Here is a 13,946-nt window from a genome sequence, read left to right as displayed (position 1 = left end):
ATGAGATCGTGAGCGGCGCGCTGCTGGTCGCCGGCACCACATCCGACGCGGGTAAATCGATGGTGGTGGCCGGACTGTGCCGGTTGCTGGCTCGCAAGGGAATTCGGGTTGCGCCGTTCAAGGCGCAGAACATGTCGAACAACTCCGCGGTCACCGTCGAGGGCGGCGAGATCGGCCGGGCGCAGGCGATGCAGGCCCGCGCGGCGGGCCTGGCGCCCAGCGTGCGATTCAACCCGATCCTGCTCAAACCCGGAAGCGACATGACCTCGCAGCTGGTGGTCAAAGGACACGTGGCCGGCACGGCCACTGCCGCGGAGTACTGGTCGGATCGCAACAAGCTGGCTGCGGTCGTGCACGACGAATTGGCAAGGCTGCGAAATGAATTCGATGCGGTCATCTGCGAGGGGGCGGGATCACCCGCCGAAATCAACTTGCGGGCAAATGACTTGGTCAACATGGGCCTGGCGCGCGCGGCGAACCTTCCGGTCGTGATCGTCGGCGACATCGACCGCGGCGGTCTGCTCGCGCATTTCTTCGGAACCGTGGCGGTGCTCGACGCGCAGGACCAAGCACTGATCGCCGGATTCATCGTGAACAAATTCCGCGGTGACGTCTCGCTGCTGGAGCCGGGTTTGCGCCAACTCGCCGACATCAGCGGCCGTCCCACCTACGGCGTCCTGCCCTACACCGATGACCTGTGGCTGGACACCGAGGACGCCGTCCCGGTGTTGGCGCACCGCGTTCTGGGCACGCCGCAGGCGCCGAGAGGCGCGCAATGGCTTCGCGTGGCCGTGCTGCGCCTGCCGCGGATCTCCAACTCGACCGATGTCGAGGCGCTGGCGTGCGAACCCGGCGTGCTGGTCCGCTGGGTCCGCGAGCCCGCCGACCTGGCCGATACCGATGTGATCGTGCTGCCGGGCACCAAATCGACCGTCGCTGATTTGGCCTGGCTGCGTGATCGAGGGTTGGAACAGGCCATCCGCTCGCACGCCGCCTCAGGCCGCGCCGTGCTGGGCGTGTGCGGGGGCTTTCAGATGCTCTGCCGATCGATCGACGACCCGGTGGAAAGCCGATCCGGCCGCGTCGAGGCAATGGGGATGCTGGATGCCGACATCGTGTTCGCACCCGAGAAGGTGCTGCGTCGGCGGCAGGACCCACTACACGGCTACGAGATCCATCATGGCCGGGTGGACCGATGCACCGAGGCCACCTGGTTCGAGGTAGACGGGGTGCCGGAGGGATACCAGCGTGGCCAGGTGTACGGCACGCACTGGCACGGCCTGTTCGACAATGACGACTTCCGCCGCCGGTGGTTGACCGCCGCTGCAGCCGCCGCCGAGCGCGACGGGTTCGTCGTTGCCGACGACACCAATGTGGCCGCGCGACGCGACGCTCAACTCGATCTGATGTCCGACTTACTGGATGCCCGCCTCGACGTCGACGCGGTCATCGGACTGCTGGACGGAAACCCGCCGCCGCGTCCGACGATCGTCACCGCGCTGCGCTGACTGCCGCCAATGGCTGCCTCAACCAAAGGTTTTCGTGGACACCGTGACGTTTTGTCGCAGCGATCGTCGCAAGAGTTGTGCATGTTGCGCAAACGTTTCCAATTGCCACACGGTTAACGATCCGCCCGAAAATGGCCCGCGCGCGGGCCAATTCACTGTAATTTGCGGTAGTGCCTTCGGCGATGATGACTACCGTCGACGGGTTTCCCATCCAGGTCTGCGACACCGGTCCGGAGAAGGGCTCCGTCGTGGTGTTGCTGTGTGCGGCTCAGCGGGCTCTACCGGCTTATGAGGCGTTATGCGAGCGGCTGCACACCGCGTCGCTGCGCACCATCGCTATCGCGCCGGATCCCCGCCTGAGGCCCAAGTCAGTGGTGGGCATTCTCGACGTGCTCGACGTCAGTTGGGGAGTGCTGGCCGGCGATCGCGACGGTGCCGAAATCGCGTGGGAGCTGGCGGCCACCCGGCTGGACCGTTTCACCGGCCTGGTGGTGATCGACCGGGGCCACCCGCGGGCCGCCGACCAAGCCGGTGTGGTGCGTGACGCGGACTGCCCGCCGGTCGAGATCAACACGACCGCGCTCGTCAGCAACCCCGCCGCCCACGCGGTGGCCCGGGCCAGCCAGCGGTTCGTCTACGGCGACTACCGGGTGGTCGAGTTGCTCGGACGGCGTAACGCCCACGAGTCGACCGCGCAACTGGCCGCCGAGATCGTCCTACGCACCAGCACCTGGTGACTGCTGCCAGCCTGTCGCCTGACGAGCTCGAGCGACTCGTCGCGGCCGGCGACATCGACACCGTGATCGTTGCGTTCAGCGACATGCTGGGCCGGCTGATGGGTAAGCGGGTGTCGGCGCGGTTCTTCATCGACGAGGTGGCTGAGGCCGGCGCGGAGGCCTGCAACTACCTGTTCGCGGTCGACGTCGAGATGAACACCGTCGACGGATACGCCACGTCGGGCTGGAATTCCGGGTACGGCGACATGGTGATGCGGCCGGACCTCTCGACGCTGCGGCGGGCACCGTGGCTGCCCTGCACGGCGCTGGTGCTCGCCGATTTGACGAGTCATGACGGCAGCCCCATCGAACCATCTCCGCGCCAGGTCTTGCGCCGCCAGTTGGATCGCTTGGACCAACGCGGTCTGCGCGCCTGCGTCGCCACTGAGCTGGAATTCATGGTCTTCGACGACACCTACCGCCAGGCCTGGGCGAGCGGGTATCGCGAGCTGACACCGGCCAGCGACTACAACCTGGACTACGCGGTGATGCCTTCGAGCCGCCTCGAGCCGCTGCTGCGGGACATCCGCCAGCACATGCAAGGCGCGGGACTGCAGTGGGAGGCCGTCAAGGGGGAGTGCAACAAGGGACAGCAGGAGCTCGGGTTCCGCTACGACGAGGCGCTGGTGTCCTGCGACAACCACGGGGTCTACAAGAACGGCGCGAAGGAAATCGCCGACCAGCACGGCAAATCGCTGACCTTCATGGCGAAATACGATGCGCTCGAAGGCAACAGCTGCCACATTCACATGTCGCTGAGGTCGGCTGATGGATCCGTGGTCGCCGCGCAGGACGGTGAACCGTTCGGCATGTCGCCCACGTTCCGCAGCTTCGTCGCGGGCCAGTTGGCCACCTTGCGCGAGCTGACACTGCAGTATGCGCCGAACATCAACTCCTACAAGCGGTTCGCCGATCGCAGCTTCGCGCCCACAGCGGTGGCGTGGGGTTTCGACAACCGGACCTGCGCGTTGCGCGTCGTCGGTCACGGAGACAACTTGCGGGTGGAATGCCGGGTGCCCGGCGGGGACGTCAACCAGTACCTTGCGGTGGCGGCGCTGATCGCCGGCGGGCTGCACGGCATCGAACACGAACTGCCGTTGCCGGATCCGTGTGCGGGCAACGCTTATCAGCTTGCCGCGGACGGCGGTGTCGAGCGGTTGCCCGGTACGCTGGCCGAAGCCGCGACGCTGTTCGATGCGTCAGCGGTCGCACGGCGAGCGTTCGGCGATGCGGTCGTCGACCACTACGTCAATTACGCCCGCGTCGAGGTGGCCGCCTTCAACGCGGCGGTCACCGATTGGGAGCGAGTGCGTGGTTTTGAGCGGTTCTAGACCTCCGACCCGAGGAGCCGGGCCGGTGATCGGTCTGACCACGTATCTGAACCGGGCGCAACTGGGAGTTTGGGATGTGCGCGCCAGTTTCCTTCCGGCGGTTTACTTTCAGGGCGTCACCGCGGCCGGCGGGGTGGCACTATTGCTGCCGCCGCAGGCGGTGGACGCCGAGATCGCCGAGCGGGTTCTCGACAGCTTGGACGGGCTGTTGATCACCGGTGGCACCGACGTCGATCCCGCGGCCTACGGTCAACAACCGCATCCGAGTACCGACGAACCCGCACAGCCCCGCGACGCGTGGGAGTTCACGCTGTTGCGGGCCGCGCTCGAGCGTCGGCTTCCGGTGTTGGGTATCTGCCGTGGTGCGCAGGTGCTCAATGTCGCGCTCGGCGGAACGCTGCATCAGCACCTGCCCGACGTGATCGGCCACAGCGGACATCGCGCCGGCAACGCGGTATTCACCACGCTGCCGGTACGCACAGTGCCAGGCACCCAGTTGGCCGACCTGGTCGGCGAATCCGTCGACGCGCGCTGCTACCACCATCAGGCCATCGCCGAGCTCGGCGACGGGCTGGTGGTCAGCGGCTGGGATGCCGACGGCGTGATCGAGGCATTGGAACTGCCGGGCGAGGGCTTCGTCCTCGCCGTGCAGTGGCATCCGGAGGAGAGTTTGGACGACCTGCGGCTGTTCTCGGCGATCGTCGAGGCGGCGCGGGCCTACGCGAACGAGAAGGAGCAATACGTGCCCGCGACGATGCAGAGCGAAAGCGATGAGAAGGAGCGGCACCAATGACCATTGACTTGACGCAGCGGCTGGCCGGAAGAATCGCCGTGGTCACCGGCGGCGGCGGCGGTATCGGGCTGGCCTCGGCGCGGCGGCTGCATGACGAGGGAGCCACCGTGGTCATCGCAGACATCGACGAGCGGACCGGCACCGCGGCAGCCGAAGAGGTGAGCCGTCTGTATGTGCCAGTGGATGTTTCGGACGAAGGCTCGGTCAATTCGCTGTTCGATCACGTGGCGAGCAGCTACGGCTCGGTCGACATCGCGGTCAACAACGCCGGCATTTCACCAGCGGATGACGATCTGATCGAGAACACCGAACTGCCGGCCTGGCAGCGGGTGCAAGACGTCAACCTGAAGTCGGTGTACCTGTGCTGCCGGGCGGCGCTGCGGCACATGGCGCCGGCCGGTCGCGGGTCTATCGTGAACATCGCCTCGTTCGTGGCGGTGATGGGTTCGGCGACGTCGCAGATCTCTTACACCGCCTCCAAGGGCGGGGTGTTGGCCATGTCACGCGAGCTCGGGGTGCAATTCGCCCGGCAAGGGATTCGGGTCAACGCGCTGTGTCCCGGGCCGGTGAATACTCCTTTGCTGCAAGAGCTTTTCGCCAATGACCCCGAACGTGCGGCCCGGCGGATGGTGCATGTGCCGATGGGCCGATTCGGCGAAGCCGACGAAATCGCCGCTGTGGTTGCATTCTTGGCCAGCGACGACGCGTCATTCATCACCGCGGCGAGCTACCTGGTCGACGGCGGCATCAGCGCCGCCTACACCACGCCGTTGTAGCGCTGCCGGTTATCCCGCTGCCGGTGGGTGTGCCATCACCGTCGGGCGGATTCCGTATCGGGGAGTGGCGGTGCCAAAGCGGTTTCCGGCCGCGTTAGCGGACGACATCCCGGGTATGCCGGCCGCGACTGCGGGCGGAGGTGCCGGCGGCATGCCTCCCAGCGCCGCCCCGGATAGCCCGGACAGCGGGTTCACCGTGGGCGCGACCGCTGTCCAACCAGGCGGCACTGTCAACGCTCCGATCGCCGAACCACGACCGACGGCGGCCGACACGGAGCCGCCCAGACCGCCGAGCTCACCCAGTCCCGCGGCCGGTGCCGCCACTGCGCCGGCTATTCCGTCGGCTGCCGCCGCTGCTTGCCCGGCCCCAGCCGCCGCGTCACCCGCAGCCCCGCCGCCGAACAAGCTCGTAAAGGCACCCAGCGTGTTAGCCGGCGTGTAGAAGCCGGAGGAAAATATGGTGTTCCAAATATTGGCGTTGAGCCCCAAGCCATTTGAGCTGAACAGGTCAGCGAAGATACCCGAGAGTCCGCTCGTGGACGTCGAATTCCCGGACAGTAAATCGAAAAGCCCTTGCAGTCCAGATGCCGATCCCGACGACGTCGCAGGCGAGGCGAGCCCTTGCAGTGCTGCGGGGACCGAGGTCACCAGCTGTGATAGCGACGACGAGGTTCCGGCACCAGTTGCCTGGCCGACCGTGGTGGTCGCAGGCGGTTCGAGGAACGGCGTCAATGTCGTTGCGGCTGCTGAGGATCCGGCGTAGCCGTACATCGCCGCGGCGTCTTGGGCCCACATCTCGGCGTAGTGTGCTTCGGTCGTCGCGATCGCCGGGGTGTTCTGGCCGAGGATGTTGGTGGCCACCAGTGAAGCCAACAACGTGCGATTGGCTGCGATGACCGGCGGCGCAACCGTCGCGCTGAACGCGGCTTCGTAGGCACTGGCCGCCGCTTTGGCCTGGCTGGCGGCCTGTTCGGCCTGCTCGGCCGTGGCATTCATCCAGGACACGTATGGTGCGGCGGCGGCCACCATCGACGACGAGGCCGGGCCTCGCCACGGACCACTGGTGAGGCCGGAGATCACCGACCCGTAATCGCCTGCGGCCGAGGCCACCTCGGTCGCGAGGTTATCCCAGGACGCGGCCGCCGCGATCATCGGTCCGGAACCTGGCCCGGTGTACATCAGCCCGGAGTTGACTTCTGGCGGCAAAGTTGCGAAATCCATTGCAAATCCTCCTATCCGGTAGCGACCGCGTTGGCGGCCTCGGTGGTGGCATACGAATCGGCACCGGCCGCGAGCATCGTCACGAACATCTGGTGAATCGCCGCAGCTTGCGCGCTCACCGTCTGGTAGGCGTGCGCATAAGCAGTGAATTGCATTGCCGTCAAGGCAGATACCTCGTCGGAGGCGGGCGGGATCAGACCGGTGGTCGGTGCCACTGCTGCGGTGTTCTGCGCGTTGAGTCTCACGCCGACGGATTGAAGGTTTTCCGCTGCAGTGGATAACAGCTCCGGTAGGATGGATACGAACGACATGGGTTTCTCCTTTGAATCAGGGCGCACGAGGGCAACGCAAGTTCAAGGCGCGGATTTGCGTGAAAAGTGTTTCGGCGCAGGCTGATTGCAGACAGCAAGCGCCGCAACGCCGACCGGATGGAAATCTGCGGTCATCGATGTGTGTCGGCGGCGAACGCCACCGGTTCAGCTCAGGGCTGTAACGATCTTGGGTTTCGCACCCGAGTCCGACGTGGTGGTGATCGCGACCTGGGGTGAACCCAGGCCGACTCGTTGACGCGTCTCAGCCGACGCGTTCGGCCTGCACCGTCCACTTCTCCTCGATGCGCCCGTAGCGCCAAATCAACATGGCGCCGGCCCATGTGACCACGAACAGGCCGACGATGAGAAAACCAATTGCGTTGAGGTCGATGTCGCCCAGCCAGCTCCAGAATCCACTGGTCCAGCCGAACTGCTCGGCAAGCAGTCCGAGTAATTCGACGGTGCCAATCAGCAGGGCGACGACCACCGACAAGCCCGTGATCGTGATGTTGTAGTAGACCTTGCGAACTGGATTCGAAAAGGCCCAGCCGTAGGCAAAATTCATGAACGAGCCGTCGATGGTGTCCAGCAGGCACATCCCCGCGGTGAACAGCACCGGCAGGCATAAGATGGCGTACCACGGCAGTCCGGCCGCGGCGCTGGTGCCGGCCAGCACCAGCAGCGCGACTTCGGTCGCGGTGTCGAAGCCCAGGCCGAACAGCACCCCGATCGGATACATGTGCCACGACGCGCTCACCGATTTGGTGAAGCGGCCGAGCAGCCGATTGAGCAGCCCGCGATTGTTCAGCTGCGCTTCGAGCTCGTCTTCGTCGTAGCGGCCGCGGCGCATCTGCGCGAACACCCGCAGGATGCCCACCAGGATCACCACATTGATGATGGCGATCAGGTACAAGAACACGCCCGAGACGCTGGTGCCGATCAGGCTGGTGTAGTGATGCAGGGCCGAAGAGTCCTGCTCGACGGGCCCGATTATTGCCTTGAGCCCGAACGCGATGAGCAGTGCCAGCCCGAACACCACCGACGAGTGGCCGAGCGAGAAGAAGAAGCCCACGCTAAGCGGCCGCCGCCCGTCGTTCATCAGCTTGCGGGTGGTGTTGTCGATCGCGGCGATGTGGTCGGCGTCGAATGCGTGGCGTAGACCCAGGGTGTAGGCGGTCAGGCCGATGCCGATCCCGAACGCCTTGCCCCCGATGCTCAAATGCGCCGGCTCGACGACGAGTAGCAGTGTGCCCCAACCGATCACATGAAGCGCAGCGATGACCGCGAACATCGATCCCAGGCGCAGCCACTCGTCGGGGGTCAGAGCCCCGCGTAGCCGAGTGCGCGACGTGGATTGCCTGCTGAGTGTGTCAGCGGCCATGTCGCGTCCCATCTGGATATGAACCCCGGCCGCTATTGACGCTAAACCTCCAATGGGCGTCTTGCAGATGATTCGCAGGAATTCTGCGAATATTTTGCAGTCGAAATTCGGGCAATCGGACACCGAAGCGGCGCTTCGGTCAGCCCCGGAAGGTGATCAGCGGGATAGCCATCTCAACCGAGTCGCTGGCTCCATGGAAGCCGATGAGCGCCGCCACTTCCGTCGGCTCGTGGGCGCTGGCCAGCACTGCGGTGTCACCCAAACAGCTGACGACGACGTCGCCGATCCTCGGCAAGTGATCAGGTAGCACGGATCCGAAAAGCCCAGCCGCGACGGCGTCGTCGCGGCTCCGCACCTCGGCTCGCCCAGCCAACAGCTCGCTCCAGGCAGCGACCACGTCGGAAGCCGCGCCAGGCTCGGTGTGCAGGTAGCGCACGCGCGGATCGCCGGCGACAACTCGCACCCCGGCACTCAACCGCGCATCGGCGTCAAGGTCGATCCGCCGTTCGTGCGGCACGTTCAACCCGCCGTGGTCCGCGGTGATCAACAGTGCGGCATCCGGAGGCAACGCCTCGACCAACCGCGTGAGCAGCGTGTTCACGGAGGTCCCGGCGGCGTGCCACTCGGGCGAGCCGATACCGAACAGGTGAGCTGCTGTGTCGACTGCGGCGGTGTATGCGTAGACCAAACCGGGCGCGGCCCGTAGCTGGTCGACCACGAGCTGGGCGTAATCGTCGTCGTTGGTGGCCGCCACGATTTGGGCACCGCGGTATACCGCCTCGGTGAGCCCACTGCCTACGAACGCCGCAGGCAGCACAGCACGAGCACCGACGCCGGCCCAACGCAGTCGTTCGAACCATGTTGGGATGGGCTGCCATTGGCGGGGCGGCGGATCGTCGCGCCACCAGATGTGGTTGAGCACCCGGTCGGTATCGGGGATCTTGACGGTGAAACCCAGAATCCCGTGGCGACCCGGAGCGACCCCGGTGGCGAACGACGCAAGGCTGGTCGGTGTGGTGGAAGGGAAGGTGCAGGCGAGCTCGTCAAGCCGACCCGCGTCACCGGCCAACACGGATGCCAGCAGTGGTGCGTTGGCGGCCAGTTCCGGCAGCAGGTGCCAGCCCATCCCGTCGACGAGAACGACCACAACGCGCCGCACATTGCCGAGCACCGCTGTCACCCCGAGCGCGTCCACCGCCCCGTCGACGGAAAGCAACGCGGCCGCGGCGGGCAGCACATCGCAGATCGAACCGGGCACGACGTCAGTCTGACAGCGCCCGATCCGCTCAATGGGTGCGATTCGACGATCGGCTGCGCGATACTGGACGGGTGGCCAGGCCCTCGGCTTTGGATCCGGCCGTCATCGAGCGGATCGGCGAGCTGCTGCGCGCTCATGGGCTGCGCCGGATGGCCTCTCGGATCGCAGTCTTGGCGGTGCTGGAGCCGGTCCACGGTCATCTGTCGGTTGCCGAGATTGATCAGCGGCTGCGTGAGTGCCTGCCGGCTCATGACCAGCCACCGGACTTGGCGACGATCTACCGCACTGTCATCACCCTCGTCGACCAGGGTGTGTTGCATGCGCTGACGCTGGATGGCGGGGTGACCACCTACGGTCTCGCGGCTGACCCGCATCACCACGCGGTGTGCACGCGCTGCGGCTCGATCATCGAAGTGCCCGCAGGACGACTGGCCTCTGCGTTGCAACATGCGATGGCCGGCAGTTCGTTCACGCTGTCCGAGCGTGCCGGCCTCACTCTGCACGGACTGTGCCCGCAGTGTCAGGGTGACGAAGCACCGCGACGCTAGACGAGCGCCAGCCTTTGATTCGTCGCCAGTAACTGACGGGCGGTGCTGTCGGCCAGCGCCTGGATTTGATCGGCTTGCAACCGGCCGCACAGCCGGCCCCAATGGATCGCAACCTCGTCGCCCGCCGCCACGTCGGGCACCGCGCTGTACCCGTCGGCCCACACGTCGAGTCGGCGCGCCGAGGGCTCGGACAGGTTCAGCGCGTGTCCGTCCCAGGTCAGCCGGCAACACGACACCTCAACATCGTCGCCGTCGCGGGAAGTTACTGTGCCCCAAGTGATCCGACAATTGTCCAGCACATTCAACGGGTGCTCGAGTCCGCGGTCCAGCAGCCGCGACCACGGGTAGACACCGAACACGTGGAAGCAGTGATTGGCGGCCGCCTCGCGTGCCAAATCGGCGGTGAGGTGCCCCCAGTAGCGACTCGCCTTCGGACCAATGATGGCGAGCAGCTCGTCGACGAAGTCTTTGGGGTCGAGCCCGGAACCGATGCCACCACCGAGCCAATACGACTCGACAAGCCGGTAGTCCAGGGGATCGCTGATGCCGGTCATGTTCGCGAGCACTTGTAGGTAGGGCCAGGCGCCGGAAAACTGGGTGGCGGCCAGCCGCACATCCTCAATCGATCCGTCGCGTAACGTCGCACCCAGCGGGGGGCCGCAAAAGCCCAATGCGTTGGGGGCATAGGCATAGCGGGAGAACATCTCCGGCCCGCGGTCGGCTGGGGGCAGCGCGACCACCGTCATGCCCGCCCGGGCGATCCCACCAGCTTCACGGCGTCGCGATGCATGCGGCCGAAGTTGTAGTAGGCCGCGCAGGCTCCCTCGGGTGACACCATGCAGGTGCCGATCGGCGTCTCCGGGGTGCAGGCGGTACCGAAAACCTTGCATTCCCATGGCTTGAGCACACCTTTGAGCACCTCGCCGCATTGGCACGCCTTGGGGTCGGCGACCCGGACGCCGGGCATCGAGAATCGGAGTTCGGCGTCGAACTCCGCAAAGTCGTCGTGCAGTCGCAACGCGCTCTGCGAGATGAATCCCAGTCCGCGCCATTCGAAGTGCGGACGCAACGCGAACACTCTGCCCATCAGCGCGAGTGCCGCCGGGTTGCCGTATTCGGGTACCACGCGCTTGTACTGGTTCTCCACCTCACATCGGCCTTCACGGATCTGGCGTAGCAGCATGGTGACCGCGGCCAAAATATCCAGTGGCTCGAATCCGGCCACCACCAACGGCTTTCCGTATACGTCGGGCACGAACCGATACGGCCGGTTGCCGACCACCGTCGAGACGTGTCCAGGGCCGATGAAGCCGGACAACCGCAGATCCGGTGATTCCAGGATGGCCTTGATCGGCGGCACGATCGTGACGTGGTTGCAGAACACACTGAAATTTCGCAGGCCAAGGTCGCGGGCCCGAACCGTCGTCACAGCGGTCGACGGAGCCGTGGTCTCGAAGCCAATGGCGAAGAACACTACGTGTTTGTCGGGGTTGTCAACAGCGATCTTGAGCGCGTCGAGCGGGGAGTAGACGAACCGGACATCGGCGCCGCGTGCTTTGGCGTCCAGCAGACTGCCGGCCGACCCGGGCACCCGCATCATGTCGCCGAAACAGGTGAAGATCACCCCGGGTTGGCCGGCCAGCCACATCGCGTCGTCGATACGACCCATCGGGATGACGCAGACCGGGCAGCCCGGGCCGTGGACCAATTCGACGTTGTCGGGCAGCAGGTGTTCGATGCCGTGCCGGTAAATGGTGTGCGTGTGCCCGCCGCACACTTCCATGAACTTGAAGTGGTCGGAGCCGTTTCCAGCCAAGTGTTCGATGGCAGCCAGCAGCTTGCGCGCCGCAGCCGGATCGCGGAATTCGTCAACGAATTTCATCGTCGCCTCCCTAGACAATCGCCGACGAGTGGAAGGCTTCGACTTCGCCTGCGTAGGCCTCGCCGAGTTTCTTGACAGCGGCCAGGGTCAGCAACGCCTCGGTCTCGTCGATCTTGGCCATCGCGAATCCGACATGGACCAGCACCCAGTCGTCGGGAGCGGGCATGTCGCTTTCCAGCAGTCGCACACTGATCGTGCGCTGCACCCCGCTTACGTCTACCTTTGCCAAATAGTTTGCCGGATCGGTGATCTCAACGATCCGACCCGGAATCCCAAGACACATGAGCGGTCTCCTCCTTTCTTGTGACGACCCGCGACGCCCGGCTTCGCCGCGCTTGCGATCGCCACGTCAACAGATCCGCGGCAGTGGGTCGCCGACGAGCATGTCGACGATCCGCGTGCCGCCGAACCCGGTACGCAACACCACGCTTTCCGCCGGTTCGGTGACGATTTCCCCGACCTCGGCCGCGTCGCCGCCCAGCGGATGCGAGTGCAGCGCGGCCAGACCGGCGTCGGCCTCATCGGGTGCGACGACGGCGACGAACTTGCCCTCGTTGGCCACGTAGAGCGGATCGATGCCAAGCAGTTCGCACGCGCCATTCACCATGGGCCGCACGGGCAGTCGCTCCTCGTCGAGCACCACTCCGAGGCCGCAGTCCTGAGCCAATTCGTTGCAGACGGTCCCGACCCCGCCCCGGGTGGCGTCCCGCAGCCAGCGGGTGGACGGCGCGGCCGCCATCAGCAGCTCAACGAGCGGGCTCACGCACGCGGTGTCGGAATGGATGTCAGCTTCGATGGCCAAGTCGCCGCGAGCCAGCATCACCGCCATGCCGTGATCACCCATAGAACCCGACAGCAGCACCTTGTCGCCAGGGCGTACCGACGCGGCCGAAAGCCTGCGTCCCGCGGGAATGACGCCAGCCCCGGTGGTGGTGACGAACATGCCGTCGGCCGCGCCCCTGGGTACCACCTTGGTGTCGCCGGTGACGATCTGCACACCCGCGTTGGCCGCCGCGGCGGCCATGTCAGCGACGATCTCCTTCAGTTCGGCGATCGGAAAACCCTCTTCCAACACGAACGCCGCCGAGATCCACGACGGCACCGCGCCGGACACCGCGACGTCGTTGCAGGTGCCGTACACAGCGAGCTCGCCGATGGACCCACCGGGGAAATGCCTCGGCTGCACCACGAATGAATCGGTGGACATCGCTAGCCGCTCACCGCCAGGCAGCGTGATAATCCCGCCGTCGCCGAGCGACTCCAGCAGTGGATTGCGGAACGCCTCCATGAACACCGCGTCGATGAGCGCGGCCGAAGCCTTACCGCCCGCCCCGTGCGCCAGGTTCACGTGGTCGTCGAGCAATCGGGGACGGCGTCTGCGGAACACTTCGATCCGCTCGATCACTTCGCCCTCGGCGAACTGCGGTCCCGACGAGAGATATTCGCCTGCTGACTTGCTCATGCGGCCCCCAAACCTCGATCGCCGGACCGCCGCTGCGTCGCCGACCACAGCTGATAGCCCAGCAGCGCTTGCGATTCCTGAATGCGGTGCACACTTTGCGAGCGAACGATGAAGCAGGCGTCCACATGCGGATTGTTCGTGAAGGCGCCGCCGTCGTATCCGGCGAAACCGACGGTGTACAAACCACGCTGTCGCGCTTCGGCCAGCGCGGCCAGCAAGTTGGGCGAATTGCCACTGGTCGACATCGCGATCGCGATGTCACCGGCCTGCGCGCGGGCGATCAACTGACGGGCGAATACCAGCTCGAACCCGACGTCGTTACCCAGCGCGGTGACGATCGCCTGATCGGCGGTCAATGACCAAGCGGGTAGCGGCTTTCCGGCCGGCGGGCGGGAGAACAACGCGGCCAAGGTGGTGGAATCGGTGCAGCTGCCGCCGTTTCCGAAGGTGAACATCCGTCCGCCGGCTGCGAAGCGGCGTGCCATCTGGGTAGCAGCCTGATCCAGCAGATCGGCGTTGGCTTCCAGCGTGGTGCGCCGCAGCGCGACACTCTCGGCGGCCTTTGCCTGCGCCGACGCGGCGAGATCGGCGAGTAGCGATCGTGGGTCGTCCTCCTGCGCATCGATGAACGGATACAGGAAGTCGGTGGGCTCTTCAGCCATCAGCACCGCTCCTTTTCATCGCTTCGCTCTGCATCGT

General features: G+C 65.8%; 15 protein-coding genes. 6 read left to right on the top strand and 9 right to left on the bottom strand.

The window, feature by feature from the left end; translation table 11 throughout:
* Window positions 1-5: 5 nt before the first annotated feature.
* The 5 genes from ACQY5A_RS17290 to ACQY5A_RS17270 all read left to right on the top strand — a co-directional run bounded on the left by ACQY5A_RS17290 (window position 6) and on the right by ACQY5A_RS17270 (window position 5,184).
* Window positions 6-1,508: a cobyric acid synthase gene (locus ACQY5A_RS17290; protein ID WP_428343208.1), complete on the top strand. Its 1,503-nt coding sequence runs from the start codon at window positions 6-8 to the stop codon at window positions 1,506-1,508.
* A 185-nt stretch (window positions 1,509-1,693) separates the two neighbouring features.
* The gene (locus ACQY5A_RS17285) at window positions 1,694-2,245 is read left to right on the top strand and encodes an alpha/beta hydrolase (protein ID WP_428343207.1); all 552 of its coding nucleotides are present in this window, start codon (window positions 1,694-1,696) and stop codon (window positions 2,243-2,245) included.
* Window positions 2,239-3,615: a glutamine synthetase family protein gene (locus ACQY5A_RS17280; RefSeq protein WP_428343206.1), complete on the top strand. Its 1,377-nt coding sequence runs from the start codon at window positions 2,239-2,241 to the stop codon at window positions 3,613-3,615. The genes ACQY5A_RS17285 and ACQY5A_RS17280 overlap by 7 nt, the downstream gene beginning before the upstream one ends.
* Window positions 3,596-4,408, top strand: a complete 813-nt coding sequence (locus ACQY5A_RS17275; protein WP_428341590.1) for a gamma-glutamyl-gamma-aminobutyrate hydrolase family protein — start codon at window positions 3,596-3,598, stop codon at window positions 4,406-4,408. Before ACQY5A_RS17280 ends, ACQY5A_RS17275 begins: the two co-directional genes overlap by 20 nt.
* Window positions 4,405-5,184, top strand: coding sequence for a 3-oxoacyl-ACP reductase (locus tag ACQY5A_RS17270; RefSeq protein ID WP_428341589.1), 780 nt, complete (start codon window positions 4,405-4,407; stop codon window positions 5,182-5,184). Before ACQY5A_RS17275 ends, ACQY5A_RS17270 begins: the two co-directional genes overlap by 4 nt.
* A gap of 9 nt (window positions 5,185-5,193) precedes the next feature.
* On the opposite strand, the gene ACQY5A_RS17265 is transcribed toward ACQY5A_RS17270, so the two are convergent.
* The 4 genes from ACQY5A_RS17265 to ACQY5A_RS17250 all read right to left on the bottom strand — a co-directional run bounded on the left by ACQY5A_RS17265 (window position 5,194) and on the right by ACQY5A_RS17250 (window position 9,355).
* Window positions 5,194-6,405, bottom strand: coding sequence for a PPE family protein (locus ACQY5A_RS17265; RefSeq protein ID WP_428341588.1), 1,212 nt, complete (start codon window positions 6,403-6,405; stop codon window positions 5,194-5,196).
* A gap of 11 nt (window positions 6,406-6,416) precedes the next feature.
* Entirely contained in the window at window positions 6,417-6,716 is a 300-nt protein-coding gene (locus ACQY5A_RS17260; RefSeq protein ID WP_428341587.1) for a PE family protein, read from the bottom strand.
* Window positions 6,717-6,978: 262 nt separating this feature from the next.
* Window positions 6,979-8,097, bottom strand: coding sequence for a HoxN/HupN/NixA family nickel/cobalt transporter (locus ACQY5A_RS17255; RefSeq protein WP_428341586.1), 1,119 nt, complete (start codon window positions 8,095-8,097; stop codon window positions 6,979-6,981).
* 139 nt (window positions 8,098-8,236) lie between these two features.
* Window positions 8,237-9,355: an alkaline phosphatase family protein gene (locus ACQY5A_RS17250; protein ID WP_428341585.1), complete on the bottom strand. Its 1,119-nt coding sequence runs from the start codon at window positions 9,353-9,355 to the stop codon at window positions 8,237-8,239.
* A gap of 71 nt (window positions 9,356-9,426) precedes the next feature.
* Here ACQY5A_RS17250 and ACQY5A_RS17245 point away from each other — a divergent pair, with 71 nt between their 5' ends.
* On the top strand, window positions 9,427-9,903 hold the full coding sequence (locus ACQY5A_RS17245) for a Fur family transcriptional regulator (RefSeq protein ID WP_428343205.1): 477 nt from the start codon (window positions 9,427-9,429) through the stop codon (window positions 9,901-9,903).
* On the opposite strand, the gene ACQY5A_RS17240 is transcribed toward ACQY5A_RS17245, so the two are convergent.
* The 5 genes from ACQY5A_RS17240 to ACQY5A_RS17220 form a co-directional block, all read right to left on the bottom strand.
* Window positions 9,900-10,649, bottom strand: coding sequence for a DUF6390 family protein (locus tag ACQY5A_RS17240; RefSeq protein WP_428341584.1), 750 nt, complete (start codon window positions 10,647-10,649; stop codon window positions 9,900-9,902). The genes ACQY5A_RS17245 and ACQY5A_RS17240 overlap by 4 nt on opposite strands.
* Window positions 10,646-11,785, bottom strand: a complete 1,140-nt coding sequence (gene hypD, locus ACQY5A_RS17235) for a hydrogenase formation protein HypD (protein WP_428341583.1) — start codon at window positions 11,783-11,785, stop codon at window positions 10,646-10,648. The genes ACQY5A_RS17240 and hypD overlap by 4 nt, the downstream gene beginning before the upstream one ends.
* Before the next feature lie 10 nt (window positions 11,786-11,795).
* Window positions 11,796-12,068 (bottom strand): HypC/HybG/HupF family hydrogenase formation chaperone, encoded by a 273-nt coding sequence (locus ACQY5A_RS17230; RefSeq protein WP_428341582.1) that lies wholly within the window; start codon window positions 12,066-12,068, stop codon window positions 11,796-11,798.
* 66 nt (window positions 12,069-12,134) lie between these two features.
* The gene (gene hypE / locus ACQY5A_RS17225) at window positions 12,135-13,247 is read right to left on the bottom strand and encodes a hydrogenase expression/formation protein HypE (RefSeq protein WP_428341581.1); all 1,113 of its coding nucleotides are present in this window, start codon (window positions 13,245-13,247) and stop codon (window positions 12,135-12,137) included.
* A complete protein-coding gene (locus ACQY5A_RS17220) occupies window positions 13,244-13,909 on the bottom strand; it encodes a D-sedoheptulose-7-phosphate isomerase (RefSeq protein ID WP_428341580.1) in 666 nt (221 codons plus the stop codon). Before ACQY5A_RS17220 ends, hypE begins: the two co-directional genes overlap by 4 nt.
* Between the last annotated feature and the right edge of the window lie 37 nt (window positions 13,910-13,946).

Source organism: Mycobacterium sp. (assembly GCF_965277065.1).
Lineage (GTDB): Bacteria > Actinomycetota > Actinomycetes > Mycobacteriales > Mycobacteriaceae > Mycobacterium.
Note: the sequence above shows the minus strand (reverse complement) of the source record. Positions and strands in the feature narration are given on the sequence as shown.

What these genes read in the sequence shown, in the direction of transcription:
- hypE (WP_428341581.1), bottom strand. Translation starts at nt 13,247, where the DNA reads ATGAGCAAGTCAGCAGGCGAATATCTCTCGTCGGGACCGCAGTTCGCC.
- hypD (WP_428341583.1), bottom strand. Translation starts at nt 11,785, where the DNA reads ATGAAATTCGTTGACGAATTCCGCGATCCGGCTGCGGCGCGCAAGCTG.
- ACQY5A_RS17270 (WP_428341589.1), top strand. Translation starts at nt 4,405, where the DNA reads ATGACCATTGACTTGACGCAGCGGCTGGCCGGAAGAATCGCCGTGGTC.
- ACQY5A_RS17260 (WP_428341587.1), bottom strand. Translation starts at nt 6,716, where the DNA reads ATGTCGTTCGTATCCATCCTACCGGAGCTGTTATCCACTGCAGCGGAA.
- ACQY5A_RS17220 (WP_428341580.1), bottom strand. Translation starts at nt 13,909, where the DNA reads ATGGCTGAAGAGCCCACCGACTTCCTGTATCCGTTCATCGATGCGCAG.
- ACQY5A_RS17240 (WP_428341584.1), bottom strand. Translation starts at nt 10,649, where the DNA reads ATGACGGTGGTCGCGCTGCCCCCAGCCGACCGCGGGCCGGAGATGTTC.
- ACQY5A_RS17265 (WP_428341588.1), bottom strand. Translation starts at nt 6,405, where the DNA reads ATGGATTTCGCAACTTTGCCGCCAGAAGTCAACTCCGGGCTGATGTAC.
- ACQY5A_RS17255 (WP_428341586.1), bottom strand. Translation starts at nt 8,097, where the DNA reads ATGGCCGCTGACACACTCAGCAGGCAATCCACGTCGCGCACTCGGCTA.
- ACQY5A_RS17230 (WP_428341582.1), bottom strand. Translation starts at nt 12,068, where the DNA reads ATGTGTCTTGGGATTCCGGGTCGGATCGTTGAGATCACCGATCCGGCA.
- ACQY5A_RS17285 (WP_428343207.1), top strand. Translation starts at nt 1,694, where the DNA reads ATGACTACCGTCGACGGGTTTCCCATCCAGGTCTGCGACACCGGTCCG.